The organism is Kitasatospora sp. NPDC001095 (assembly GCF_053598615.1).
The window spans coordinates 1-6,217 of sequence record NZ_JBSFKQ010000104.1; the positions used below are offsets into that span (position 1 = coordinate 1).

A 6,217-nucleotide genomic window follows, 5' to 3' on the forward strand; every position below is an offset into this window, starting at 1 on the left:
GTGAACTCCGTCCGCGCCAGGACGTCAGCGTCCTCGCCGAACACCGCCTCCTTCAGCGGGAGTTCGACCTTGGCGCACACGGCGTCGAAGGCCTCCGCGAACACCGGGTAGGCCTCGTACAGCTCCCGGCCCATCCCGGGACGCTGGCTGCCCTGCCCGGTGAACAGGAACGCCGTCCGCCCCTCGGAGGCCTCGCCGACGACCGTGCCGGCCGCCGGTCGTCCCTCCGCCAACGCCCGTACGCCGGCGATGAGTTCCTCACCGTCCCGGCCGACGACCACCGCCCGGTACCGGTGCTGCGCCCGGCCCGTGGCCAGGGCGTAGGCGACGTCGAGCGCGGACGCGTCCGCCGCCCCGTCCGCCAGGCGGGCCTGCAGCCGGACGGCCTGCTCACGCAGCGCGTCCTCGGTCTGGGCGGAGAGCAGCCACGGCAGCACCGCCGGGGAGGCGGCGGTGTCGGCAGGTTCGGCGGCCGGCGCGGGCGCCTGCTCCAGGATGACGTGGGCGTTGGTGCCGCTGAACCCGAAGGAGGAGACACCCGCGCGGCGCGGCGCGCCGGTCTCGGGCCAGTCCCTGGCCTCGGCCAGCAGCTCGACGGCGCCGGCGGTCCAGTCGATGTGCGGGGACGGCTCGTCCACGTGCAGGGTGCGCGGCAGCACGCCCTCCCGCATCGCGAGCACCATCTTGATGATGCCGCCGACGCCGGCCGCCGCCTGGGTGTGACCGATGTTGGACTTGAGCGAGCCCAGCCACAGCGGGCGGTCGCCCGGGCGCTCCTGGCCGTAGGTGGCGAGCAGCGCCTGGGCCTCGATCGGGTCGCCGAGGGTGGTGCCGGTGCCGTGCGCCTCGACGGCGTCCACCTGGTCGGAGGTGAGCCGGGCGTCGGCCAGGGCCTGGCGGATGACGCGCTGCTGGGACGGGCCGTTGGGCGCGGTGAGGCCGCTGCTGGCACCGTCCTGGTTGATCGCGCTGCCGCGCACGACGGCCAGCACCGGGTGTCCGTTGCGCTCGGCGTCGGAGAGGCGCTCCAGCAGGAGCATGCCCGCGCCCTCTGCCCAGCCGGTGCCGTCGGCGTCGGCCGAGAAGGCCTTGCAGCGGCCGTCGAGGGCCAGGCCGCGCTGGCGGCTGAAGTCGATGAAGGCGCCGGGGGTGGCCATCACCGTCACACCGCCGGCCAGGGCGAGGGTGCACTCCTGGCGGCGCAGCGCCTGGACGGCCCAGTGCAGGGCGACCAGCGAGGAGGAGCAGGCGGTGTCCACGGTGACGGCCGGGCCCTCAAGACCGAAGGTGTACGACACCCGGCCGGAGGCGATGCTGCCCGAGCTGCCGGTGCCGAGGTAGCCCTCGACGCCCTCCGGCACCACGGACAGCCGGGCGGCGTAGTCGTGGTACATCACGCCGGCGAACACGCCGGTGGCGCTGCCGCGCAGCGTGCCGGGGTCGATGCCCGCGCGTTCGAAGGCCTCCCAGGAGGTCTCCAGCAGCAGCCGCTGCTGCGGGTCCATGGCCATCGCCTCGCGCGGCGAGATGCCGAAGAACGCCGGGTCGAAGCGGCCCGCGTCGTGCAGGAAGCCGCCTTCGCGGGTCACCGAGGTGCCGGGGCTGTCCGGGTCCGGGGAGTACAGCGCCTCCAGGTCCCAGCCGCGGTCGGTCGGGAACGCCGACACGCCGTCACCGCCGGCCGCGACCAGCTTCCACAGCTCCTCGGGCGAGGCCACGCCGCCCGGGTAGCGGCAGCTCATCGCGACGATCGCGATCGGCTCCTGGTCGGCCGCCTCCACCTCGCGCAGCCGCAGCCGCGTCTGGTGCAGATCGGCCGTCACCCGCTTGAGGTAGTCGCGAAGCTTGTCCTCATTCACCACGGTGCTCCCCCGTCCGGAAGTTGTCACAGATATCCATACGCACGAGGTCAGAGCCCCAGCTCGTTGTCGATGAAGTCGAAGAGGTCGTCGTCGCTGGCCTCGTCGAGCCGCTCGGTGACGGCCTCGCCGGCCGCCGGGGCGGCGGCGCCCCACAGGGCGAGCAGGTCCTGGAGGCGGGCGGTCAGCCCGGCCCGGACCGTGTCGTCCAACGGACCGGCCGCCAGCGCCGCCAGGGACGCCTCCAGCCGCCCGAGTTCGCCGAGCACCGGCTCGACGGAACCGCCGGCACCGGAGGTCCGCAGCTCGCCGGCCAGGTGTCCGGCCAGCGCGGCAGGGCTCGGGTGGTCGAACAGCAGGGTGGCCGGCAGCCGCAGCCCGGTGGCGGCGCCGATCCGGTTGCGCAGCTCGACCGCCGTCAGCGAGTCGAAGCCCTGCTCCAGGAAGCCGCGCCCGGGCACCACCGCGTCGGGGCCCGCGTGGCCGAGCACCGCCGCGCCGTGCGAGCGGACCAGGTCCAGCAGGATCCGGTCCCGCTCCTCCGGCTCGGCACCGGCCAGCCGCTGCCGCAGCGCGTGGGCGGCGTCGCCCGAGGCGTCCACCGCCCGACGGGCCGCCGACGGCGCCAGCGTGCGCAGCACGGCCGGTACGGCCGCCCCGGCGGCGCGGGCCCGCAGCGCTCGCAGGTCCAGGGCGATCGGCACCAGCACCGACTCGTCGCCGGCCAGCGCCCGGTCGAGCAGCGCCAGGCCCTGCTCCGCGGTCAGCGCCGAGACACCGCCCCGGGCCATCCGGCGGGCGCCGGTGCCCTCCAGGGCGGCGGCCATCCCGCCGGACTGCTCCCAGAGCCCCCAGGCGAGCGAGGTGCCGGGCAGGCCACGGGCGGCGCGGTGCTGCGCCAGCGCGTCCAGGAAGGCGTTGGCCGCGGCGTAGTTCGCCTGACCGGCGTTGCCCAGCGTGCCCGCCGCGGAGGAGAACAGGACGAACCGGGCGAGGCCCGAACCGGCCGTCAGCTCGTGCAGGTTGAGCGCCGCGTCGACCTTGGGCCGCAGCACGGCGTCCAGCCGCTCGGGCGTGAGCGAGCCGATCACGCCGTCGTCGAGCACACCGGCGGTGTGCACGACGGCCGTCAGCGGGTGCTGCGCCGGGACGGTGGCGAGCACCTTGCCCAGCGCCTCCCGGTCGGCCGCGTCGCAGGCCGCGAAGGCCACCGCGGCGCCCAGCCCGGACAGTTCCCCGGCCAGCTCCCGGGCCCCGTCGGCGGCCTCGCCGCGACGGCTGAGCAGCAGCAGGTGACGCACCCCGTGCTCGGCCACCAGGTGCCGGGCGACCAGGCCGCCCAGCGCTCCGGTGGCACCGGTGAGCAGCACCGTGCCGTCCGGGTCGAGGGCGCCCCGGGCGGTGCCCGGGGTCTGCGCCCTGGCGAGCTGCGGGATCAGCAAGGCGCCGTCGCGCACCGCCAGTTGGGGCTCCTCGGCCGCCAGGGCGACGGGCAGCGCCCGGGCGGCGTCCGGCGCTTCGTCCAGGTCGACCAGGACGAAGCGTCCCGGGTGCTCGGACTGCGCGGACCGCACCAGGCCCCAGACCGTGGCCGCGCCCGGGTCCGGCACGCCGTCCCGCGGGGCGGCGGCCAGCGCACCCCGGGTGAGCAGCACCAGCCGGGTGCCGGTGAAGCACTCCTCGGCGAGGAACGCCTGCACCAGCGTCAGCACGCGGAAGGCGGCGACCCGGGCGTGGTCGGCGGCATCGGCGGCGTCGGCGGTTCCCGGGGCGGCGTCGGCGAGCAGCCCGCCGGCCGGGCAGGTCAGCAGCAGCACGTCGGGGGCGGTGCCCGACTCCACCAGGCCGAGCAGGTCGGCGTGGCGGTCCGGAACCGTACCCGCGGCGGCCAGGGCCTCGGCCACGCCGAAGGCGTCCTCGCCCAGCAGCGCCCACCGGCCCTCGGCCACCGGCTCGGCCGGCGAGGCCGCCGACGCGACGGCCGGAGCCGACCAGTCCAGCCGGAAGAGCGCGTCCTCGTGCGACGCACCGCCCGCCCGGGCCAGCTGCTCCCTGTCCACCGGCCGCAGCACCAGAGAGTCCACCGTCGCCACCGGACGGCCCCCGGCGTCCGCGACGGTCAGCGCGACCGCGTCGCGCCCCGCCGCCGCCAGCCGCACCCGCAGCGCGCCCGCGCCCGAGGCGTGGAGCTCGACGCCACTCCAGGAGAACGGCAGCAGACCGCCGCCCTCCCGGTCGGCCAGGACGCCCAGCCCGATCGCGTGCAGCGCGGCGTCCAGCAGCGCCGGGTGCAGTCCGAAGCCGGCGGCGTGGTCGGCCGGTTCCTCCGGCAGGGTGACCTCGGCGAACACCTCGTCGCCGCGCCGCCAGGCGGCCCGCAGTCCCTGGAACGTCGGTCCGTAGTCGAACCCGGACACGGCCAGCGCCTCGTACCAGCCGTCGACGGCCACGGGCTCGACCCCGGCCGGCGGCCACTCCGTCAGCGACTCGCCCTCCGTACGCGCGGCCGAGGCCAGCGCACCGGTCGCGTGCCGTGTCCACGGCTCGTCCGCCGAGGCCCGCTCCGAACGGGAGTGGACGCTCACGGGCCTGCGCCCGTCCTCGTCCGGCCCGCCGACCAGCACCTGGACAGCCAGCCCGCCCTGCTCGGACAGCACCAGCGGCGCCGCCAGCGTCAGCTCCTCCAGCACCGCACAGCCGACCTCGTCCGCTGCCCGCATCACGAGCTCGACGAAGGCCGTGCCGGGCAGGATCACCGTGCCCGCGACCGCGTGCTCCGCCAGCCACGGGTGGGTGCGCAGCGACAGGCTGCCGGTGAACAGGTGGCCCTCACCGTCGGCCAGCGCCACCGCCGCACCCAGCAACGGGTGGTCGGTCCGCCCGAGCCCGAAGGCCGTCGCGTCCCCGGCCCGGCGGACACCGACCGTCGGCCAGTAGCGCTCGCGCTGGAAGGGGTAGGTGGGCAGGTCGGCGCGGCGGGCGCCGGTGCCGGCGAACAGCGCCGGCCAGTCGACGGACGCGCCGTGGGCGTGGGCGGTGGCCAGGGCGGTCAGCGCGGTCCGCGCCTCGGGCCGGCCGGCGCGCAGCGCGGGCACGAACACGCCGTCCGCGAGGAAGTCCTGGGCCATGGCGGTGAGGACACCGTCGGGGCCCAGCTCCAGGTACGTGGTGACGCCCTGGGCCTCCAGGGCCCGCATGCCGTCGGCGAAGCGGACGGCCTCGCGGACGTGCCGCACCCAGTACTCGGGCTCGCACAGCTCCTCGGCGGTGGCCAGGGTGCCGGTGACGTTGGAGACCACCGGGATGCGCGGGGCACTGTACGTCAGGCGCTCGGCCACCTCGCGGAAGTCGTCCAGCATGCCGTCCATCAGCGGGGAGTGGAAGGCGTGCGAGACGCTCAGGCGCTTGGTCTTCTCGAACTTCCCGGCGATCGCCAGGACTTCGGACTCGTCGCCCGAAATCACCACGGACGTCGGGCCGTTGATCGCGGCGATGCTGACGTTGCCGGTGAGCAGCGGCAGGATCTCCGCCTCGGTGGCCTTCACCGCGACCATCGCGCCACCCTCGGGCAGCGCCTGCATCAGCCGGCCACGGGCCGCCACCAGCGCGGCGGCGTCGTCGAGGGAGAGAACGCCCGCGACGTGCGCGGCCACCAGCTCGCCGATCGAGTGGCCCACCAGGACGTCGGGGCGCACGCCCCAGCTCTCGAAGAGCCGGAACAGCGCCACCTCGACGGCGAACAGCGCGAGCTGGGTGAACTCCGTCCGCGCCAGGACGTCAGCGTCCTCGCCGAACACCGCCTCCTTCAGCGGGAGTTCGACCTTGGCGCACACGGCGTCGAAGGCCTCGGCGAACACCGGGTAGGCCTCGTACAGCTCCCGGCCCATCCCGGGACGCTGGCTGCCCTGCCCGGCGAACAGGAACGCCAGCTTCCCGGTGTCGGCCGTGCCTCGCACCAGGCCGTCCGCGAACTCGCCCCGGGCGAGCGCGGCGAGAGCCTGCAGCACCTCGTCCCGGTCGGCCGCCGTCAGCACGGCCCGGTGGTCGAACCGGCCCCGCGTGACCGCCAGCGAGAAGGCGACGTCCGCCGACTCGACGGGGCCCTCGAGGTGGGAACGCAGGCGAAGCGCCTGGTCCCGCAGGGCGGCCTCGGTACGGCCGGACAGCACCCACGGAAGCAGCTGCCGGGCGGTGGTGCCCGCCTCACGCGGAGCGTCGGCCGGGGCCTGCTCGATGATGGCGTGGGCGTTGGTGCCGCTGAACCCGAAGGAGGAGACGGCCGCGCGACGCGGACGCCCGGTCTCCGGCCAGGGCCGGGCCTCGGTCAGCAGCTCGACGGCGCCCGAGGCCCAGTCGAT

General features: G+C 76.0%; 2 protein-coding genes. Both read right to left on the reverse strand.

What is annotated here, in order from left to right:
• The coding region (locus ACWDBB_RS35865) for a type I polyketide synthase (protein ID WP_449793597.1) at positions 1 to 1,889 on the reverse strand (1,889 nt) is incomplete at its 3' end.
• A gap of 20 nt (positions 1,890 to 1,909) precedes the next feature.
• Positions 1,910 to 6,217, reverse strand: a 4,308-nt coding sequence (locus tag ACWDBB_RS35870; protein WP_449793598.1) for an SDR family NAD(P)-dependent oxidoreductase, incomplete at its 5' end; no start/stop codon positions are given.